General features: G+C 40.6%; 19 protein-coding genes. 4 read left to right on the forward strand and 15 right to left on the reverse strand.

The genetic code is table 11. From position 1 onward, the window contains the following. Positions 1 to 4: 4 nt before the first annotated feature. Both rpe and G6W41_RS01385 read left to right on the forward strand, forming a co-directional pair. Positions 5 to 652, forward strand: a complete 648-nt coding sequence (gene rpe / locus G6W41_RS01380) for a ribulose-phosphate 3-epimerase (protein WP_194170384.1) — start codon at positions 5 to 7, stop codon at positions 650 to 652. After that, positions 649 to 1,452 (forward strand): 3'-5' exonuclease, encoded by an 804-nt coding sequence (locus G6W41_RS01385; RefSeq protein ID WP_194170385.1) that lies wholly within the window; start codon positions 649 to 651, stop codon positions 1,450 to 1,452. The genes rpe and G6W41_RS01385 overlap by 4 nt, the downstream gene beginning before the upstream one ends. 440 nt (positions 1,453 to 1,892) lie before the next feature. Here G6W41_RS01385 and G6W41_RS01390 read toward each other — a convergent pair whose 3' ends face one another. The 4 genes from G6W41_RS01390 to G6W41_RS01405 all read right to left on the reverse strand — a co-directional run bounded on the left by G6W41_RS01390 (position 1,893) and on the right by G6W41_RS01405 (position 7,289). Beyond that, positions 1,893 to 4,010, reverse strand: a complete 2,118-nt coding sequence (locus G6W41_RS01390; protein WP_346010873.1) for an RNA degradosome polyphosphate kinase — start codon at positions 4,008 to 4,010, stop codon at positions 1,893 to 1,895. A 163-nt stretch (positions 4,011 to 4,173) separates the two neighbouring features. Next, the gene (locus tag G6W41_RS01395; protein WP_103597555.1) at positions 4,174 to 4,758 is read right to left on the reverse strand and encodes an NUDIX domain-containing protein; all 585 of its coding nucleotides are present in this window, start codon (positions 4,756 to 4,758) and stop codon (positions 4,174 to 4,176) included. Beyond that, complete coding sequence (mgtE, locus tag G6W41_RS01400; RefSeq protein WP_103586625.1) at positions 4,743 to 6,110, reverse strand: magnesium transporter; 1,368 nt, start codon at positions 6,108 to 6,110, stop codon at positions 4,743 to 4,745. The genes G6W41_RS01395 and mgtE overlap by 16 nt, the downstream gene beginning before the upstream one ends. 9 nt (positions 6,111 to 6,119) lie before the next feature. Next, positions 6,120 to 7,289, reverse strand: a complete 1,170-nt coding sequence (locus G6W41_RS01405) for a peptidoglycan DD-metalloendopeptidase family protein (RefSeq protein ID WP_194170387.1) — start codon at positions 7,287 to 7,289, stop codon at positions 6,120 to 6,122. A gap of 114 nt (positions 7,290 to 7,403) precedes the next feature. On the opposite strand from G6W41_RS01405, the gene G6W41_RS01410 reads away from it, so the two are divergent. Both G6W41_RS01410 and G6W41_RS01415 read left to right on the forward strand, forming a co-directional pair. Beyond that, positions 7,404 to 8,126 (forward strand): plasminogen-binding N-terminal domain-containing protein, encoded by a 723-nt coding sequence (locus tag G6W41_RS01410; RefSeq protein ID WP_002942758.1) that lies wholly within the window; start codon positions 7,404 to 7,406, stop codon positions 8,124 to 8,126. 3 nt (positions 8,127 to 8,129) lie between these two features. After that, complete coding sequence (locus G6W41_RS01415; protein ID WP_194170388.1) at positions 8,130 to 8,951, forward strand: YihY family inner membrane protein; 822 nt, start codon at positions 8,130 to 8,132, stop codon at positions 8,949 to 8,951. A gap of 74 nt (positions 8,952 to 9,025) precedes the next feature. Here the strand turns inward: G6W41_RS01415 and G6W41_RS01420 are convergent, their stop codons facing one another. From G6W41_RS01420 to G6W41_RS01470, 11 genes are all read right to left on the reverse strand, one after another. Then, on the reverse strand, positions 9,026 to 10,051 hold the full coding sequence (locus tag G6W41_RS01420; RefSeq protein WP_194170389.1) for a hypothetical protein: 1,026 nt from the start codon (positions 10,049 to 10,051) through the stop codon (positions 9,026 to 9,028). After that, the gene (locus G6W41_RS01425) at positions 10,038 to 10,754 is read right to left on the reverse strand and encodes a metallophosphoesterase (RefSeq protein WP_194170390.1); all 717 of its coding nucleotides are present in this window, start codon (positions 10,752 to 10,754) and stop codon (positions 10,038 to 10,040) included. Before G6W41_RS01425 ends, G6W41_RS01420 begins: the two co-directional genes overlap by 14 nt. A 126-nt stretch (positions 10,755 to 10,880) precedes the next feature. Further along, positions 10,881 to 12,356: an aldehyde dehydrogenase family protein gene (locus tag G6W41_RS01430; RefSeq protein ID WP_194170391.1), complete on the reverse strand. Its 1,476-nt coding sequence runs from the start codon at positions 12,354 to 12,356 to the stop codon at positions 10,881 to 10,883. Between the two features lie 126 nt (positions 12,357 to 12,482). Beyond that, the gene (locus tag G6W41_RS01435; protein ID WP_194170480.1) at positions 12,483 to 13,652 is read right to left on the reverse strand and encodes a sensor histidine kinase; all 1,170 of its coding nucleotides are present in this window, start codon (positions 13,650 to 13,652) and stop codon (positions 12,483 to 12,485) included. Next, on the reverse strand, positions 13,645 to 14,307 hold the full coding sequence (locus tag G6W41_RS01440) for a response regulator transcription factor (RefSeq protein WP_021089189.1): 663 nt from the start codon (positions 14,305 to 14,307) through the stop codon (positions 13,645 to 13,647). The genes G6W41_RS01435 and G6W41_RS01440 overlap by 8 nt, the downstream gene beginning before the upstream one ends. Before the next feature lie 9 nt (positions 14,308 to 14,316). Next, positions 14,317 to 14,643 (reverse strand): hypothetical protein, encoded by a 327-nt coding sequence (locus G6W41_RS01445; RefSeq protein ID WP_021085558.1) that lies wholly within the window; start codon positions 14,641 to 14,643, stop codon positions 14,317 to 14,319. 63 nt (positions 14,644 to 14,706) lie between these two features. After that, positions 14,707 to 15,612, reverse strand: coding sequence for an AEC family transporter (locus G6W41_RS01450; protein ID WP_194170392.1), 906 nt, complete (start codon positions 15,610 to 15,612; stop codon positions 14,707 to 14,709). 94 nt (positions 15,613 to 15,706) lie between these two features. Continuing rightward, entirely contained in the window at positions 15,707 to 17,467 is a 1,761-nt protein-coding gene (locus G6W41_RS01455) for a response regulator (protein ID WP_194170393.1), read from the reverse strand. A gap of 91 nt (positions 17,468 to 17,558) precedes the next feature. After that, entirely contained in the window at positions 17,559 to 18,197 is a 639-nt protein-coding gene (locus tag G6W41_RS01460; protein ID WP_194170394.1) for a YggS family pyridoxal phosphate-dependent enzyme, read from the reverse strand. Then, on the reverse strand, positions 18,194 to 19,303 hold the full coding sequence (gene rseP / locus G6W41_RS01465; RefSeq protein ID WP_194170395.1) for an RIP metalloprotease RseP: 1,110 nt from the start codon (positions 19,301 to 19,303) through the stop codon (positions 18,194 to 18,196). The genes G6W41_RS01460 and rseP overlap by 4 nt, the downstream gene beginning before the upstream one ends. Positions 19,304 to 19,324: 21 nt before the next feature. Continuing rightward, positions 19,325 to 20,323: an AI-2E family transporter gene (locus G6W41_RS01470; protein ID WP_430733011.1), complete on the reverse strand. Its 999-nt coding sequence runs from the start codon at positions 20,321 to 20,323 to the stop codon at positions 19,325 to 19,327. Positions 20,324 to 20,340: the final 17 nt, after the last annotated feature.

The following is a 20,340-nucleotide window of genomic DNA, read 5'->3' on the forward strand; positions in this document are numbered from 1 at the left end:
TAAAATGTACGTTGCACCTAGTATTTTGTCGGCTGATTTCGGAAATTTAGCAGCTGAGATAAGAGCCATTTGCGAGGCTGGGTGCGATCTGGTGCATGTTGATGTTATGGATGGGCATTTTGTGCCAAATTTAACCATCGGACCAGTCGTGGTAAGTGCCGTTGTAAAGGCTGCTACAAAGCCACTTGATATTCATTTGATGGTTGAAAATAACTCATTTTTTGCTGACCTTTTCTTGCCGCTAAAGCCAAAATTTCTAACCTTTCATATCGAAGAAGAGAAGCACCCAATGAGGCTCATCGATCACATCAGAAAAAACGGCGTAAGTCCTGGCATCGTGCTAAATCCACACACGCCAGTTAGCGCGATCGAGCACATCATCGATGAAGTCGATATGGTGCTTTTAATGAGCGTAAATCCCGGCTTTGGCGGTCAGAAATTTATGCCAGTCGTGCTTGAGAAAACAAGGGCTCTAAGAGAGCTAATAGAGCGCAAAAATGCCAAGTGCCTCATCGAAGTAGATGGCGGCGTAAACGGACTAAATGCACCTGATCTTGAAGAGGCTGGGGCTGATGTCTTGGTGGCTGGCAGCTATATCTTTTCATCAAATTCATACGAACAAGCCATTCGCGCCATAAAGCTTGAGTTTTGAAACCAAAAAAACAGCGTTTAGAAAATAGCATTGAAATTTTAGCTAGGCAAAATTTAGGCTATCACGAGTTTATCTTGAAATTTAGCGATATCGAGGAAATTTCATCGCTCATTGACGTGCGCGACCTTGATATGTGGCGAACTCTCGGGCTTGACATCACTAGAAATGAAAGCAACGAGATCGAGCTTGGCACGAGATTTAGAGATATAAGCGAGCAGGAATTTTGCGTCGTGGATATCGAAACGACTGGTGGTACGACAAATGGACAGATCATAGAAATAGGCGCTATAAAAATGAAAAATGGCACTGAAATAGGGCGCTTTGAAAGCTTTGTAGCAGCTCCTATGGTACCTGAAAATATCACAGAGCTAACTGGCATAAGAGCGAGCGATCTAGTTGGTGCGCCAAATTTACTAAACGTGCTGGAGCGGTTTAAAATTTTTCTGGGGACTAGCGTCTTTATCGCGCACAACGTAAATTTTGACTACGGATTTATCTCGCACAGCCTAAATGAGATCGGCCTTGGCATACTGCTAAATAGAAAGCTTTGCACCATCGATCTTAGCCGCCGCACCATCGCCTCGCAAAAATACGGCCTTGGCTCGCTAAAAGAACTCCTTGGCATAAACAACACCCATCACAGAGCCCTAAATGACGCCATAGCAGCGGCTGAAATTTTCAAAGTCTGCTTAACTCGCCTACCTTTTAGCATCCAAACGACAGAGGATCTCATAAGCTTTAGCAAAAATGCCCCAAGCGTAAAGCTAAAACCAGAGCCAGTTTTAATAGCTTTGGAGTAGGGCTGGTTTAAATTTAAGCCACTTGGCTGGGAATTTAGAAATTTGATTTAGCTATGACCTATTTAAACGAGATCGTCTATCTTTTTCTCGGTTTGCGATCATTGTGTTTTCAATAACGTCACGATCTATCGCCCTGCAAGCGCCGATCTTTATAAAAGCCCTAAAACAACGTTGCCGTTGTGATAAATTTCTCGTGAATGTTAGTTTTTGTATGTGTAAAATAGCCAAGCCGTCGCTACTGATGACGCAGTTTGCTAGGCGGTTTGCCTTTTGTAGCTAAATTTAGAGCTTGTGCTAATGTGAAATTTTACTTTTGCTAAAATTGCTAGCTAAATTTGGAATCAAATTTAGCTAGAAGATTAAATTTAGTCTTTTGGTTTAAGATTTATTATTTAAGATAAAAATGGCTTCTAAACTTAAATTTAAAAGCCATTTATCTTTTAGCTCTCTTTTAAAAGCTTGCTTGCAAGCATATCTGCTTTTGCTTTGTCTGTGTCTTTTTTGACGGATTTGTAAATTTTAGAGATATAGTTTTCTAAAACTTCGTGGCAAGAGATCGTTTTTTCGCCCTCGCGTCTAGCTACTTTTGTGTATTCGCCGTTATTTTGTAGCTCAAATGCTAGGTCATTATCGCTTAGCTGAAGCTCTAAAATTTCAAGCAGTCTCTCTTGTAGTCTTGGCTCAAAGATAGGCGTCATGAGCTCCAAGCGACGCTCTAAATTTCGTGGCATCCAGTCAGCGCTTGAGATGTAAATTTTTGGATTAGCGTGTTTGAAATATAAAATTCTAGCGTGCTCCAAATACTTACCGATGATCGAGCGAACTCTTATATTTTCACTTTTGCCTTTTACGCCAGGCCTTAGCCCGCACACACCTCGGACGATTAAGTCGATCTTCACGCCTGCGTTTGAGGCGCGGCTAAGCTCGTTTATCACGTCTTCGTCTATTAGCGCGTTCATCTTGGCGATGATCCTGCCCTCGCTGCCTTTGCTGGCCTCCACTCTTATCTTTTCGATGATGCGCTCTTTTATCTGAAAGGGCGACATGCTAAGGGCGTTTAGACGGCGGTTTTTGTTATATCCTGAGAGGATGTGAAAAAACGAGGTCGTATCTTGGCTAAATTCCTCTTTGCTCGTAAATAGGCTCACGTCAGTGTAAATTTTAGCTGAGCTGCCGTTGTAGTTGCCAGTGCCAAAGTGCATGTAAAATTTGAGTTTATCGCCGATCTGGCGGATCACTTGGCTAACTTTTGCATGGACTTTAAAGCCTGTGATGCCATATATCACGTGTGCGCCAGCATCTTCAAGCGCCTTTGCCCAGTGCAAGTTATTTTCTTCATCAAACCTTGCTTTTAGCTCGACCATCACGGTTACTTGCTTGCCGTCGCTTGCAGCGTCTATCAGGCTTTGGATGATCGGTGAGTTTTTATCGACCCTGTAAAGCGTCATGCGTATCGAGATCACCTTTGGATCTTTGCTAGCCTCTCTTATAAAGCTAACGACTGGATCAAAGCTCTCAAATGGATGAACTAGCAGCACATCCTCTTTGTCTATGGCGTCAAAAACTGAGATACCGTTACCAAATGGAGGCAGGGTTTTTGGGGCGTAGGGCGGATTTGCTAGGTGGCTAAAGTTCTTGCTCCCAGCTATCTCCCAAAGAGAGCTAAGCGTGAGCGGGATGCTTGAAAAGTAGATATCTTTGTGAAAAATTTTCATGTGAAAATTTAAAAACTCTAAGATATCAGCGTCTGCATCTTTATCTATCTGCATACGCACAAAAGCCCCTTTTCTACGAAGCTTTAGCCCTTGCTCAAGTATCATCATAAAGTCATCCGCCTCTTCTTCTTCGATGACGATGTCAGCGTTTCTTGTCACTCTAAAGGCAGCCGAGCTAATGAGCTTATATCCTGGGAAAATTTCTTCTGCGTGGCGGTGTACGATCGTCTCAATAGGCACAAAGACGTTGCTACTTGGCTGGGTAAATCTTGGCAATACTCTTGAAATTCTTATCATGCCATATTTTAAAATTTCAGGATGCTCGATATCAGCAAGTTTAACGGCAAGCGAGAAGCTAAGGTTGTTTAGGTGAGGGAATGGATGTGTCGCATCAACAGCGATAGGCACGATAACTGGCAGGATGTTTGAGAAAAAGTATTCGTCGCATTTTTGCTTTAAGCTATCGTCAAGCTCGTCATAGTTTTTAATAAAAAGACCCTCTTTACTAAGTGCGTCCACGGTGTTTTTGTAGTGAGCCTCGACTAAATTTTGCTCATCTTGCAGATACTTTCTGATCTCTCTTAGCTGATCAAGCGGACTCATGCCATCGCTACTGCTTGTCGTCACTCCAGCTGCAAAAAGCTGCTTTAGACCGGCCACTCTTATCATATAAAATTCATCAAGATTTGTCATATAAATGGCTATAAATTTTAGCTTTTCAAGTAAAGGTATATCCTTTTCACACTGAGCGAGCACCCTTGAGTTAAAGCGTAGCCAGCTTAATTCGCGGTTGATAAAAAGAGTTTCATTTTCGCTCATCATTTTCTCCTTATGATTTTTGATTATTTTATGATATGTGCGGTTATAAAGTTCTTATTTTGTTAAAAATTTAGTTACAATAGTGCAAATTTTAAACGTAAAGGTTTCTTATGTCGGATTATATTATTTTAGTTGGCATTTTTGTTGTGGCGGTTGTTGTCTTTGCGCTTATCAAAAAGGTCTCTTTTTAGCCTTTAAATTTCTCCCACCATAAGTAGGCAAAGATGAGCCCAAAGCCCTTGACCTTGCTCTCGTCAAAGGCAAATTTCATCATATCTTCTCGTTTTATAAAAACTAGCTCGATATCTTCGCCATCGACGCCGCCGCCTGCATTTACCTTCATGCTCTCATTTATCTTTGCGTAAAACATCGTTTGCATGTTGCCACCAAAGCCAAAAGCGCCATACGTCATCGTGATGCGCTCCATCTCTTTTAGCTCATATCCGACCTCTTCGACTGCCTCTTCTCTAGCGGTCTGCTCCTCGCTTAGCCCCTTATCCATAAGCCCTGCGCAAAGCTCATAAGTAAAGCCTTGCTCGCTTGTTTTGATGCCTTCTTTTTCTTGCGAGTACCAAACGGCTGGACGAAACTGCTTGACAAACAAAAATGCATCTTTTTGCTCGTGATATAAAAATATACTGACGCTGTTCATCACCTTGACGCAGTCCCAGTCCCTTTGCAAGCCATTTTGTTTAAATTTCATCTTAAATGGCTTTAGGTATTTTGACTCACCAAGAGGTAAAATTTCTAAATTTGTTATAGTAGTATCCATTTTGCAAGTCCTAAAAAGCTAAAAAAACCTATCGCATCGGTAAATGTAGTAAGAATGACCGCCGAGCCAACGGCAGGATCGATGTTAAAACGCCTTAGCGTCAAAGGTATGATCGTGCCAAAAAAGCCAGCAAAGAATAAATTTGTGATCATACTAAGGCCGATAACCACGCCAAGCATGCCTTTATCAAACCAAACGGCGGCGATGATACCCATGATGACGCCAAAGATGAGGCCATTTACGAGTGAGATCGTCACCTCACGCTTTAAAACGCTCTTTGCATCTTTAAATTCTATCTCGCCAAGTGCCAAACGACGAACCGTAACGGCAAGTGCTTGCGTGCCAGTGTTGCCACCCATTGAAGCAACTATTGGCATAAGCACGGCAAGTGCGACGTAAGCTGCTATCGTCTCGTCAAAAAGTCCGATGATAGATGAGCTAAAAAGGGCTGTTAGCAAATTTATACCAAGCCAAACCGCACGGCCACGACCCGCTTTAAATAGCGTATCGTCCTCTTCTGACTCGTCATCAACGCCAGCTAGGTTATAAATTTGCTCTGTTGCGCTCTCTTGGATGTAGTCGTGGATATCATCATACGTGATACGACCAAGCAGTATGCCAGTGCTACTTGTAACTGCGATAACGTTTAGATCGTACTCTTGAAACATATCAGCGACATCTTGCATGAGATCCATATCATTTGCCATGTGAGGCTTGTAGTGGTCGATCTGGGTTGATTCGATATTTTGTTTTAGCGTTTTTGTGAAGTCAAAGAGGATGAGATCTTCAAGCGGGATGGCGTATTGCAAGACGCTATTTTTATCGATGATGAAAAGCTGTGAGACATTTTCTAGTTTGCCTTCTTGCTTCTCTTGTCTTAGTCTTGCAACTGCGCTGCCAAGCTTCTCTTCAAGATGAGCTGAAAATAGCTCTGTTTGCATGTGCGCACCAGCTCTATCTTCATCGTAGCTTCTAAGTCTTAAAATTTCGTTTTGATTTTCTTTATCTAGCTCGTTAAAAAGCTCTCTAGCTTTGTCTTCATCGATATCCTCGATGTATTGGAGTAGGTCGGTCGCATCGTCACTCTCTAGCTCTTCGAGCGCTTCTACGATCTTTTCAGCTGGGAGCGTGTCAATCACGTCTTTTAGCATGTGATCAGGAAGCTCGATCGCCACGTCACCCAAAATTTCAGGATCTAGCTTTTCAAGATACTTGGCAAAAAGCTCCTCGTCGTGCTTTTTAAGTGTTTTTAGGTGCTGGGCTAGCTCGTATGCAGAGAGCTCGCCGTCTTCTAAATTTTCATCTAAGTGCTGATCTATCAGCTCTTTTGCTTCTTCTAGTTCTTGGCTCAAGTTTTACCTTTAAAAATCTATTACGTTAGGGAAAAATTCCACCTTGTGATACTCTTTGTCGTTGCTTAGAGCCTGTTTTATCAGCTCATCATTTCTATTTATGACTGCTTTAAATTTAGCAGACTCTTTTTTGTCTTCTATATTTTTTACGACCTTGATGGCGCTTTCTGGATTGATCGGTTTGCCACCTAGATAGAGGCCAAAGTGTAGGTGAGGGCCAGTGCTCATGCCGCTTGTACCAACATATGCTATTAGTGTGCCTTGTTTTACTCTAAGACCGCCTCTTATGCCCTTTGCAAAGCCGTTTAGGTGGGCATAAAGTGTCTCATAGCCACCAGCGTGAGAGATGATGACGGTTCTGCCATAACCGCTCTTTTGTCCGACAAATTTGACCGTGCCATCGCCTGCAGCCTTGATCGGTGTGCCTTTTGGAGCACCATAATCAACCCCAAGGTGCGCTCTATATCTTTGAAGGATCGGATGCCATCTTTTTAGAGTGAAATTTGATGTGATCCTAGCGTTTGCAAGAGGGCGAACGAGCAAAAATTTATCACTTTTCTTGCCGTTTTTATCATAAAATTTATCTTCAAATTTATACATCACGTAGCGTTTGTTTTTTGTCTCTATCATCGCTGCGTAAATTTCAGGCGTGCCAAAAGAGCGACCCATGCGTAGTTTTTGGTTATAAACGATAGCGATCGTATCGCCTTTATTTATCTTTTTAAAATCGATCCCGCTGCCGCTAAAAACCTCTTTGAAACCAAGTGCTAGCGTGCCAGAGCCAGTGTAGTCAAAGATATCTTCAGAGACTGATTTATCGACTTTTAGGGCTAAAACTTTATCTTCGCTTTGGTATAAGATCGGGATAAACTCAAGCTGAAATTTACCCTTGTCGTCTCTATAAATATGTATCTGAAGCTCGTCACTAACGGGGATGAGAGCTTGTTTAACCTCGCCGTTATCGTCTTTGTAAATTTGATATTTTGTGCCAGCGATGATCTCTTCTGTTAGCTCTTGATCTTCGCTTGCTAGGTTGTAGTAAAGTGAAAGTGGGATTTTATTTGATTCAAGGAAATTTAAAAAGCTGCTGCCATTTGGCCAACTAAGCTCATCGACAGTTGGTTTTATGGCATATAAATTTATACATAATATTGCAAAAATCACAAATATACGAGGCATCGATATCCTTTTAAAAAGCTGGAGGGGATTTTAACTAAAACTTGCTTTAATTTTGCAAAAGATAAAGCATTTTAGGCTATAATCGCTCTAAAAATTTAAACTTAGGAGATATTTTTGAAACGTATAATCGTGATTTTATCGCTGTTTTTTGGCTTTGCTTTTGGGGCTGATTTTTCTTTAAATGAGTATAGAACTCCTCTTATTAGCGTCGAGAGTGACGGCACGGCAACGATAGTTGATAGTCCTGAAATTTTGATCGGATCAAGCGGTGTTGTGCTTCATAAATTTGACACTGATAGTTCTATCATCGCAAGAGTGAGCGTTGTCTCTAAAAATGCCGGCTTTGCGAAGGTTAGATTTGAGGTGTTTGACCTGCTCGAGCAAAAGGCTCTTCCACTCCCTGGCATCGCACCTGCAAGTGGCGATATAGTCGTGCTAAACTACCTTTATAACCGCTCATTAATCGTCGTGCCAAATAAAGAAATTTATGAAGAGGTTTTGGGCGCATTTCCTAATATGATATTTATCCATCCAGACCTTGTCGGAGCATACTTAAGCTACGAATACAAGCCAAATCCAAGCAGAGATGACTTTAGAAAGATGTGCGCTCAAAGTGCAGCTGGACTTATCTTTGTCGCGATGGATGGCAGGAGCGTTTTTGCTGATTGTCAAAGCTTTAAGGTGCTAAAAGAGTTTAAAACTGGCGAGGTTGAGTATTACCAACTACCATTTTACACAAGAGTTAGCGACATAGATACTGTATTTTGGAAGCTAAATAGCGAGCACATCAACAACTACGACGCTCACTACGAAAAACTTTTTGAAGAAGATAACTGATAAATGAGCCGTTTGTCCTTAAGCAAGAGCGATTTAAAGAGTGGTTTAAATTTGCTAGCTGCTCTTAAGGACAAAGAGCTCTTTCACTACGCAGCAAGCCTTAGTTTTCACACGATCTTATCGATCATACCGATACTTCTTATATCGTTTTCTATCTTTACAAAACTGCCTAGCTTTGAGGATTATTACGCCAAAATTCAAGACTTTGTCTTCTCAGCTCTTTTGCCAAGCAACCAAGAGATCATCTCAAACTACTTGCAAAATTTTCTCCAAAATAGCGGAAATTTAGGCATAGTTGGCTTTGTGGCGATGATATTTACTTCAGCTATGTTTTTTAGCGATTATGAATACGTAGTCTTAAAAGTGACAAGAGCTAGCAAGGCTAGGGGCTTTTGGTCGGCACTTAGCTCGTACTGGACGCTCATCACGCTTGCGCCGCTCGGACTTGCTGGCAGTTTTTACCTCTCAAGCCTTGTGCAAGAGATGTTAAATTCAAACGTGATAACAAGCTCGATAAATTTCTTAAGCATCGTGCCATATCTCATCATCTGGGTGATATTTTGCGTCACATATCTCATCTCAGTAAATGACGAGATAAAATTTAAAAGCGCGCTTTTTAGCTCGTTTGCAGCATCGCTCGTTTGGTATCTTGGCAAGTCAGCCTTTGTTTATTACGTCCTTTACAACAAGACCTATCTAAGTGTCTATGGCTCGTTTTCAGCTGTGCTTTTCTTCTTTGTCTGGATCTACATCTCGTGGATCATCTTTTTATATGGGCTTAAATTTTGCGCCTATCTTTCAAACAGCTCTAAATTTAAAGGATAAATTTATTGCCAGCTGGCTATTTTAAATTTACCAGCTAGCAGAATATGCAATATTTTACGTAAAATTTTATGTATCTAGCGTTTAAATTCGCAAGTTTCTATCTTGATATCAAGCTCTTTGCTAAATTTACTAACAGCCTTTTCAAGCTCGTCTTTGTCAAAACAGATAAGATCAACATAAGAGTGCTTAGTGCCAGTCGCTGCTCCCATGCCCTCGCAAAAAGTACTAGTTTCAAGCTCATCTTCTATCTTAGTTTTGCTATCAATGCCAAACTGCACATCGCCGCCGTGATACAATACTAAAAAGCAGAAATTTATACCAAGCTCGTAAGCTTCGTTATAGATATCGCTTTTGCCGTCATAGTATTCATTTAACAGTGGGATTAGGCTTGTATATCCCATAAAAACATCATCTCTTAGCGCATCTGAGCGGGGTTCAAGCTCATAAAAGCTAAACTGCTTTAGCGGCTCGCTTGATGCCTCTTTGCCAAATTTATCATCTATAAGATCAGCAAAGTCGGTAAGCGCGACGCCTTTTTCTCTTGGTTCATCTACGATCTCGAAGTCTCCAAGTGTGTTTATCATCGCCGTCTCGCCAACAACATTGTCGCAAAGTATAAAAGCTAGCGTGTAGGCTTTGTTTTCATCTTCGCTTTTTAGCTTACTCAAAGTTTCATTGTATAGGCACATATCCACGCTTTTTTCTTCAAAATTTGCATAGACCATGACCTCGTTTGCATCAACACTCACGCCATACATCTGTATAGTGGCTACTTCGCGTGGTGCACGTTGTTTGCCAAGTGTGCAAGTAAGCTTTGCCTCATACTCTTTTGGCATGCGTGATTTGATAAATTTAAGCCAAAAAAGCCTATATTTCATCCCTTCTGGAGTGAGCACTAGGTCGATCTTGTCATTAACAAGACCTATCATAAAGGTTGGATCTACTAAACATAAATTTAGCGCCTCTTCTGTTATTTTGCTCGCTGTTTCGTAATTTTTATCCTCTAAATTTCGCTTGATGGCGTCTAAATTTTTACCAAGTTCGCTCCAAAATTTATCAACCCTGCTAGCAAAGCTAGAGCCCTTTTTAGAAAACCACATTTTTATCCTTTTTGTTAAAATTTTCAACATTTCTTTGCGTATAAATTTTCATCGATGGAAATTCTAACGCACTTAGTTTATCAAAACCAACTTCGTTAAAAACGCAACCTGTGTCGATATCTGCGCTATTTTTATAAAATTTTACCTCTCTTACTGGCGTGTGCCCATAGACGTTAAATATGCCTTCTACTTGAGCCTCGTCGCCTCTGCCTGAGAGTAGGTGCCTTTTAAACTCTTCGCTAGCATATTTATCGTTTCTTAGCTCCCACATATTGCCAACGGCTGAGTGAGAGACGACTAAATGCTCGCCATTTTGGGTTTTATAGTCTTTAAATTCCAGATAAACTGGCCTGCTTTCTAAAAAATCCACATGCCTTTGCTTAAACTCTACGCTTTGTCCAAGATATGATCTATATGTCGCTTCGCCGCCATTTCCAAAGAACCAGCTCCTATCAAATGGCACTTTGTTGTTTAGAAATTCAAATTTATTGCTTAGCAGTCTTCGCTCGTGATTTCCCATTACCATTTTATAGTCATTTTGCATGATAAACTCGACCACGTCGCAGCTAAAAAGCCCACGATCTATCACATCGCCAACAAAGCAAATTTGAGATTTTTCTTTGTTTGGAAACTGCTTGATAAGCTCTAAAAGCGTGTTAAAACAGCCGTGAACGTCGCCGATAATGTAAATTTGCTCGCTCAAATTTTCTCCTTTGCGCCAAATTTTAGTCTATTAAACTTAAAAATAGAGATTGTTAATTGCTGATAAATTTAGAAAGAAATTTTATTTATGAAATTTAAAGCAGTAGGGAGCATAAGCCCCCTAAAATCATTGTGCGTAAAAGCCGCTAACCTTGCCGGTTAGATCTATCATGATGTTTTTCATCTGAGTGTAGTGCTCAAGGATGATCTTGTGCGTCTCACGGCCGATACCTGAGTTTTTATATCCGCCAAATGGGCTGCCTGCTGGGATTTGGTTGTAAGTGTTGATCCAGACCCTGCCAGTCTCCATAGACCTTGCAACGCGAAGCGCTTTTGTGATGTCTTGCGTGAAAATTCCACCACCAAGGCCGTATTCGCTGTCATTTACCATTTTGATAAGTTCGGCTTCATCTTTAAATTTGATGACAACGCCAACTGGTCCAAAAATTTCTTCTTGAGCCACTCTCATATCATTTGTCACATCAACTAGCAGCGTTGGCTCGACAAATGCGCCCTTGTCGCAACCATTTGCTGTGTAGGCTTTGCCACCGACTGCCACTTTTGCGCCTTCTTTTTTGCCGATCTCGACGTAGTTTAAAATTTGCTCAGCTTGTTTTTTATTGATCTGAGAGCCCATTTGAGTGCTAGGATCTAGTGGATCACCAACTTTTATGGTGCTAAATTTCTTAACCGCAGCCTCTATAAATTTCTCATAAAAGCTCTCTTCTACGAAAATTCTCGATCCCGCGCAACAAACTTGACCTTGGTTAAACAAAATTCCAAGCTGAAGGCCATCAAGTGCCTTGTCTAAATTTGCGTCGCTAAAGAAGATATTTGCGCTCTTGCCGCCAAGTTCAAGTGTGGCTGGGATGATACGTCGAGCCGCTGCTATGGCGATATCGCGGCCGATCTCGGTTGAGCCAGTAAATGCTAGCTTGTCAAGGCCTGGATGGTTTTTGATCCACTCGCCGCTCTTGCTGCCTCTGCCAGTTACTATGTTTATCAAACCTTTTGGCAAAATTTTATCTATCAGCCTAAATAGCTCAAGCACGCTTAGGCTTGTCTCGCTTGAAGGCTTAAACACGCTCGCATCGCCTGCTGCGATAACCGGAGCTAGCTTCCAAGCTGCCATTAAAAATGGAAAATTCCAAGGCACGATCTGACCCACAACTCCTATTGGCTCGCGCAAAACGATAGAGAGTTGCTTCTCATCAAGCACGTTTGCGCTACCTTCTTCGCCCATGATAACGCCAGCAAAGTACCTAAAATGCTCGGCTGCAAAAGGGATATCGACATTTAGCGTTTCTCTAATCGGCTTGCCGTTGTCCATGCTTTCAACTTTTGCTAAGTGCTCTTTGTGCTCATCGATGATATCAGCGATCTTGTTTAGCAGCTTTGCGCGCTCGCTAACTGTGGTGTGTTTAAATTTCTTAAAAGCTTCACGTGCAGCACGAACTGCGTCATTTACATCTTCTTCGGTAGCATCAGCGATATTTGCAAGGTGCTCGCCGTTTGCTGGATTTTTGGCATCAAGTGTAGCGCCGTCTTTTGCGTCACGCCACTCACCATTTATGAAAAGCCCGTATTTTTCAAGTAGTTTCATACTTTTCTCCTTGATTAAGATTTTGTAAAAGGATTATAATATTAATAAAATTTATCAAAAATAAATTTTGGATATAAATTCTCTTTTTTAATAAATTTTATTATTTAGAGTAGGGTGATTTTAAATTTAACTCTGCCAAGAGAGCAAAAATGTAGTCTCGCCATCAAATTCGCTTTGGCATTTTACGGTGATGTCATTTTTCTTGCAGCACTCTTTTACTAAATTTAGCCCTATGCCAAAGCCACCTTGATCGTCGTTAAATCTCGTGTAGCGATCAAAAATTTTCATCTGCTGCTCTTTACTGATGCCACGCCCAGTGTTGCTTATACTAAAGAAATTTGATTCTAAAACGATGCTAACCTTTGAATTTGGCGCTGCATATTTTGAGGCGTTGCTTAAGAGGTTGTCTAAAATTTTACTCACATCCTCAAGGTCTGCGTTTATGAAGCTTGGTTTTAAGCTAGCCTCTATCTTAAGCCCGCGTTTGGCAAAAAATGGCGAGAAGTAGCTAAGCCTTTGTGTGGTTAGTAAATTTAGATCGATTAGCTCTTTTTTACTTGGTTTATCAAGGTTGAAGCTTAGATGAACTAGCGCGTCATAGATGCTGCCTAGGCTCTTTGCAGCAAGGCTGATGTTGTTAAAACGCTTTAAATTTCGCTCATTTAGGTTGTTGCGATCAGCCGTTTCTATGCTCATCGAGATGACGCTTAGAGGCGTGTTTATCTCGTGTGTTGAGTCTTTTATGAAGTGATTTAGCATCTCTATCTTTTCATAAAGTGGTCTTAGGCTTAGTTTTGCGAGGTAAAAGGCGATGAAGAGCAGTATAAAAAGGAAAAATATAGCATCCACAACGCATGAAATTACAAGGGATAAGATCTCTTTTTTGATGTCCTTGCCAACTAAAAATATCTCAGCGCTAGATAGCTCATCTGTTATATCGTTATCCATGCTTTGGATGTTTTCAAAGATCGTGACCTTGCCGTTTATCAAATTTATATTTTTTTCTCTATCTATCTTCTCGCAGTCAAAGTCCTGATAAATTTTGGCTCCATTTTTTGAGATGATGCAGGCTTTTACCCCTTTTTCTTTTGTTAGGCTTGAAACCGAACTAAGACCATTTGTCCTTGCTTTCATATAAATGCCCATCTTTATCTCTTTTAGCATTTTGACCTCGTTTAAGATGAGCGCGTTTTTTTTATTTTTATAGTCGTTTATGAAAAAATAGCCCAGAAAGAGCACGGAGCTAACAAGATAGAGGGATAAAATTTTAAATAAAATTTGCGTCTTTTCAGACATAGATGTAACCATCTCCACGCCTATTTAAAATGGCATCTTTGCCTAAAATCTGGCGTAGATTTTTGATATAAACACGAAGGCTAAGCTCGCTTGGCTCCTCGTCAAATTTCCAAATTTTATTAAAAATTTCATCTTTGGTTAAAATTTTGCCCTTGTTTTGCAAAAATAGGGCGAGCAGGTCGCTCTCTTTGCTCGAGATATTTACATTTTCGCCGTTTTTACTTAGAGTTTTGCTCTGTGGGTGAAAGCAAAGATCATCTAAAATTTTGATATCTTCGCCGTTTTGGTGTGAGAAATTTCTTTTTATGAGAGCTTGCATGCGGATAAGTAGCTCTTTTAGCTCAAATGGCTTTTTTAGATAGTCATCGCAGCCGCTTTTGTAGCCTTTTTCAAGGTCGTCTATGGTGTTTAGCGAGGTGGTAAATATGCTAGGTGTTGTGACGCCAAGCTCACGTAGCGATGAAAGTAGGGAGAAGCCGTCGCCTTGCGGGAGTTTGACGTCTAGTATAAGTAGGTCAAAATTTCGCTCGTATGCAAGATCTAGTGCGTCTTTGGCATTGTTTGTAGTGGTGACATCGTAACCATTTTCGCCCAGATACTCGCTTATTAGATCAAGTAATGTTTCATCATCTTCAACAAGCAAAATTCTGACCATTAAGCACCTTTACATGCCTTTTTTCATTTCGTCTTTCATGCCCATGTCGTCTTTTTTCATACCCATGTCATCTTTTTTCATTTCGTCTTTCATGCCCATGTCGTCTTTTTTCATACCCATGTCATCTTTTTTCATTTCGTCTTTCATGCCCATGTCTTCTTTTTTAGCTTCGTGTTTTTTGACAGGATGTTTTTTAGACATATCATCTTTCATCATCTGCTCTTTCTTCATCATCTCATCTTTGCCCATCTTGTCCTTTTGCATCATTTCAGTAGCATTTGCAAGACCGCCAAACATAAACATAGCACCAAGTGCAACTAAGATTAACTTTTTCATAAAGTCTCCTTTAAATTAAATTATGTTGCAATTGTAGCCTCTTAGTGTGAAATAAGTGTGAATTTACGCAAATACAAAATAGATAACTGGTAACGTGATAAATGAAAAAAGCACGCCTATGGCCACTGACGAGATCGCTAGCGAGCTGTCAAGGCCTGCTTTTATAACCATCGCACTTGCAAGGGCTGACGTTGGCATAGCGCACTGAAAGAGGCCGACGACCCAAGTTTTACTCATCTGTATGTCTGAAATTTTTAAGATGACAAAAAAGACGATCGCTGGCAAGATCATCTTGCATAAAAGCACGACGCTAACGCCTTTATATGAGCTTGTGATACTGCTAAAGTTAAGACCAACGCCGATCGCAAAAAGTGCCACTGGAGTGACGCTGCCTTCAAACATCCTAAGCGGTGCAAAGATAAAATCTGGAAGTGGGACTTCTTTTAAGATAAGACCCATAATGAGCGCTATAAATGGTGGAAATTTTAAAATTTTCATTGTATTTTGAAATAGCGAAACCTTCTCTGGTGCGGCAAAAGATAGGATGAGTGGTCCAAGGATCGAAAGCGGGATACCAGTGGCTATTTGATCGTAAAAGATGACCTCATTTACCATCGCATCACCAAAGAAGCCCTGAATGACAGGCATACCGACAAATAGTGTGTTACCAAAAAGGCTTAGCATGACCATGCTGACGGTTGTTATTTTGGTAAATTTAAAAATCTTGCCTATGACAAATGCCAAAGCGGCGCTAATGGCGGTTGAGGCAAAGCCGATTAGGATCGTGTTTATAAGCGAGGCATCGACATTTACGTGGTAAATTTTATCAAAGATTAGCGCAGGCATTGCAAAACAAAGGACAAAATCCACAAATGGGATCGAGTGCTTTTGCTCAACAATGCCGACTTTTTTAGCAAAAAAACCAGTTGCGATTATGAAAAATATTGCAAAAAGTGGTGTGAAATTCATAGCAGTCTCTTTTAAGTTTGGAATTTACAAAAAATTGATTATATGCCCCAAAAGATTAAATTACAATAAACTTTTTTTGATTTTACCCTCAAATTTAAACCCTAGCATCAACCTTTTTGTAAAATTTATCTCTTTCATCTATCTTTTCTTTATTTTTTAGATCGTTTTCAAGATAGCTGATATTATAAATTTCTCTTGCAGATATGCTTTTGCCGCTATTTAGGCTGATTAAAAATTTACTCTCAAATTTATTTGATAGGTTGATGATAGCGATCGCTCCAGCATCTTTTAGGCTTGTGATCTTGCCATTTTGCATGACGCCGATATCTTTGAAATTTAGGCTATTTAGCTGCGCATTGTCCATCTTTTTTGCATCTAAATTTACGCTAGTTTTTAGCTCGCTTGGTGTATTTAGTTTGCCAGTGTCATTGTAAAGCTCATTTACGTCTAGCTCTCTGCCACTATCAAATTTTAGTCTTATCGTGCCATCTTGATTTAGCTTCATAGCTATGACGCTATCGCTATCTCGTAGTGCAGTGGCGGCTGTGGCTTCATTTGTAGTAAAAGCCTTTTTTACCTTTTTTAGATTTGAGATGCTAAAATCAAGCCCAGTTGCTTGCTTAAATTCATTTTCCATTGCGATCATTTTGGCGGATTTTGTATTTTCAAGCTTTGATATGTAAGCGTCCGCATTTTCGTCAAATTTCTTTAAATTAGTGCTAAGATTTTCTATTGTCTTTTTATGCGCATCAAGCTCAGCGTTGTAGTCATTATAAAATTTCATAAAACTATCTTTTTGAAATTTTGTATATGAGAAATTTTCATCTTTTTTCTGCTCTTTGCTTGGCTCAACAATAGGATTAAACTCGCTTAGTCTTGCAGTGTCATCAAAGCCTATTTTTGTATAAGCGAAATTTTTAAAAGAGCTATCCTTGCCAAAGATATTATTGTGCCTTAGATCGACCCAGCCGTCATTTTGAGCATATTTTTTAAAGAAATTATTTATATCATTTTTGCCTATCTTTTCATATCTATTTTCTGCAGCAAACAAGGTATTTGGATCTGAGGCGTAGTAGGAGTGTCTGTGATCGATCTCTTTTGTATCTACGTAAAGATCGGGACTATTTGTGATCACCGCTTTATGGTTTAGTTCTTCTCTTGCTATTTGATTGTGATTTATGACATTTGTGCTGATAAACTGCCTAAGATCAACTCTAGCCGTGACGTCACTTAAATTTGCTATTTTTTCATTTCCGTCTTTGTCGTATCCTCTTACTTTTAGCTTGTCAAAGAGCATATCTTTTTGATCTAGCGTGCCGTCATTATTACTATCAAAGCTAAAAAGTGCGCTGTTGTTTTCTAGCTTTCCAACGCCTAGCGCGTCGTTATCGCCATAAATGTCTAAAAAGACTTCCACTTCGCCATAATTTGTTTTTAGAGTGTTTGAGTGGGCATAGTCGTTTAAATTTTTAAATTTTGTATTTTCTAAGTAGCCACTTTTTAAGACAGGTAGCATGCTAGCATCATTTGTGGCATTTATATTTTTAAAGTAGGCGTTTTTGCTAAAGCCATTAGAAGGTTCGTCTGAGTAAATTTTGTTGTTGCTATCTATTAAATTTTGCGAGTAATCTTTTAAAATTTCTTTTGCTTTTTGTATTGCTAGATATTTGTTGTATTCTTTGATATCAGCCTCAGTTATGTAGATGGTATCTGTTTTATTTGCTTCATAAAGCTCGTTAAACTGGCTTAAATTTACTTTTGAGCTATTTTGATCGCCATGATTTAAAAATCTTTTAGAGAGATTTTGTAAATCATTTAAATTTATAAAATCATATTTTTGCAGTGCAACATTCATCTAAAATCCTTTTAAAGATGTTGCACTCAATATCGGCTAAATTTATAAATTATTTAAATAAACCGATCTTGCCTCTATAAAAGAGGCAAATTTATAGATATAGCATCGTCCCAAGGCGGATCATGTTTGAGCCACATTTTATCGCCAGCTCGAAGTCGCTACTCATACCCATCGAGCAGATGCTTGCGCCTTTTGGTTTTAGGCTCTCGTAAATTTTATATGTTAGCTCAAAGCTCTTTTGCACCTCTTTTGGCTCATCCACATGCGCTCCGATGCTCATTACGCCTTTTAAATTTATATTTTTGCACTCGCTTTGGATCCGCTCATAAATTTCAGCCGCATTTGCGACGCTCACACCTTGCTTTGTATCTTCATCGGCCGAGTTTATCTGAAGCAAAGTATCTAGCTTATAGCTAAGCCTTTTATCGACCTCTAGGGCTCTTTCGAGGCTATCACAGCTTTGCCAAAGCACTGGTTTTAAGCTTATCATTTGATTGATTTTGTTGTTTTGTAGGCGTCCGATCATGTGCCATTTAATGTCAGTGAAATTTTGCAGCTCTAGCTCTTTTTTGGCTAACTCTTGGACTCTGTTTTCGCCAAAATTTCTCTGCCCTTGTGCGTAAAGCTCCCTCACTTCAGTGCATGTCACGTTTTTGCTAACGGCTATTAGCGTCACATCTTTGCTTAAATTTTCTATCTTTTCAAGTAGATCTTTTAAAACTATCATCATAAACCTCCGCTTAATCTCATAATGTCGTTAAAGGTCGCGAGCACCATTATGCCAAGCAGTAGCGCCCAGCCGCAGTAGGTAAGCGTAACAAGCACTCGCTCATTTATCTCGCGTCTAAAAATTAGTTCATAAATGTTAAATAAAATGTGCCCGCCATCAAGCGCAGGGATGGGAAAGAGGTTTAGCACGCCCAAATTTACAGAGATGAGCGCCACGATGGTTAAGAGCACACTAAGGCTGATCTTAGCGGCTTTTGAAGTGACATCGGCGATCTGCACAATACCGCCGACCTCTTTTAGCGGTACAGCTCCAACGACTAGCTTTTCAAAGCTTTTAAAGATGAGCTTTGAAGCCTCAACTGTCTCGCCAAAGGCAAATTTTAGGCTCTCTAAACCTGTGTGATAAATTTTCACCACTTTGCCATTAGGCTGGATACCGATCAGTGGGCGCTGCACCTTTTCATTAAATAAATTTATCGTTTCACCTATCTTTGGTGTTAAATTTATGGTTAGTGACGAGCCGTTGCGATCTATCAAAATGGCGCTAGGTTCAAGCTTTACGTTCTTACTGATCTCGTCCCACTCGTTTATTTTTACGCCATTTATAGCTAAAATTTTATCGTTTATTGCTATGCCAGCGCTCGCAGCTGCCGAGCCTTCAGCTATGTGTCCGACACTTGGCGCAAGCCTCTCAACGCCGATAAATCCAAGCAAAATGTATATGAAAAATGCCAAGATAAAGTTAAAAAATGGCCCTGCAAAGAGGATGTAAATGCGCTTTATCGGACTTAGCACGTTGTAGCTATCAGCGTCGTAGTTTTTGGCCTTTGGGTCGGTGTCGTCTTGCCCTTTTAGTTGCACATATCCGCCAAGCGGGATCGCACTTAGGCAGTAGTCGGTGCCGCCAACGTTTTTGGTGTAAATTTTCTCGCCAAAGCCGATACTAAAGGTATTTACTTTGACGCCGAGCATTCTTGCTACTAAAAAGTGGCCAAGCTCGTGGAAAAATATGAGAAAACTAATGGCTAAAACGGTCACTAAAAAATAAAACGAATACGCATAAAGCCCAAGGCAAAGCAGGGCTAGCGTGAAGAGAATGCCTTTCAAAACTTACCTTTAAATTTGATTTTACCGCTCGAGTTTATCGCTGAGCAAAACGGCGATAAATTTCGTGCTCGGGTTTGCGTCAAGCGCGATCTTTAGGCTCATGGTAAGCGGTACTGCTAAAAACATACCGCCGATGCCGAACAAAAATCCCCAAAAAAGTAGGCTCAAAAGCACCACAAGCGTGCTTATACCAAGGCCTTTGCCTAGAAATTTCGGCTCGATAAAGTTGCCGATGACGATATTTACGGCTAGATATAGCGCCGCAGTCCAAGCACAAGAGGCTGCGTCGTTTAGCAAAAGCGCCACCAAAAGCGCCGGGACGGCCGCGATAATAGAGCCGATCGTCGGGATAAAATTTAGCACGAAAGCTAAAATACCCCAAAGCGGCGCGTAGGGCACGCCGATGAAATTTAGCCCGATAAATATAAAAACGCCCGTCGCAAACGACGCTGCGGACTTGATCGCGAGATAGCGCTTGAGATTTGATATAAACGTATCTACGATCTGGTTCGTTTGCGGATTTTTGCTCGCAAAATACTCGACTTTTTGAGAAAATACCTGCACTTCAAAAAGCATAAAAGTAATGAGCAAAAAGACGAAAAAGCTCTTTGAAACGAGCTCGGTGCCGCTCCTTAAAAATCCGCCCAGTACGGCAAAAATTTTATTTATATCAAAGTCTGCGGGCGCAGCGATGCTCTCGGGATCGATTAGGCCGCGGCTCGCTAGCATCTGGTGGTAATGATCGGCGAGGGCTTTAAATTTGCTCTGAAGCTCGGGCATGTAGCTAACTAGCCCGTTTATCGTCTTTATCACGGTGTTTGCGATAAATCCCAGCGACAAAAACACTACCGCCGTAACTAGCGCGAAGGCTAAAACGCGCGGAAATTTGAGCTTTTCGAGCGCATTTATCGCAGGCGTCGCCACGATAGCGATAAAAACCGCCATCAAAAACGGTAGCACGACGACGCTAGCAGTCTTTAGTCCCGCCGCGACCACGACGAAGCTAGCTAGATAGATTATAGCGTTTCCGGTTCTCA

Origin of the sequence: Campylobacter concisus (assembly GCF_015230035.1) — a bacterium.
Lineage (GTDB): Bacteria > Campylobacterota > Campylobacteria > Campylobacterales > Campylobacteraceae > Campylobacter_A > Campylobacter_A concisus_BK.